This is a genomic window from Vibrio sp. 779(2023), from assembly GCF_033344285.1.
Lineage (GTDB): Bacteria > Pseudomonadota > Gammaproteobacteria > Enterobacterales > Vibrionaceae > Vibrio > Vibrio alginolyticus.
Window position 1 is genome coordinate 1 of the sequence record NZ_JAWPOM010000114.1, and the last position, 483, is coordinate 483.

Genomic DNA, 483 nt, shown 5'->3' on the forward strand with positions numbered 1-483 from the left:
ATCAGCGGCGCAGCAATACTGATGGACAAAATCAATTGGCGAATTGTACGGCCACGCGAAATACGTGCGATGAAGATTGCCATCATTGGCCCGTAACCAATAAACCAACCCCAGAAGAACACCGTCCACCAGCTTAACCAGCCAGTGTCACCGCGATAAAGCGCCATCGGGAAAAAGTTATCCACCATGCGGCCTACGCCTTGCACATAGCCATCAATAATAAAGCTCGTTGGGCCAAAGAACAGGATGTAACCGATCAGCAGTACCGACAGGATGATGTTGTAACGGCTCACAAGTTGGATGCCTTTGCTTACGCCACTTAGCGCCGAAAGCGTGTACATCACGATGGCAGCGACAATCACCATGCTTTGGGTGATGAAGTTATCTGGGAAGCCAAATAATGAGTTCAGCGCGTAGCTGATTTGCAAACCAAGAAAGCCAATAGGGCCGATAGTACCAGCGGCAACGGCGATGATGCTGCAC

The 483-nt window shown here is 50.3% G+C and carries 1 protein-coding gene; it reads right to left on the minus strand.

Translation table 11 applies throughout. From position 1 onward, the window contains the following. Positions 1-483: BCCT family transporter (locus R8O70_RS25370; protein WP_318184478.1), on the minus strand; the 483-nt coding region annotated here is incomplete at both ends.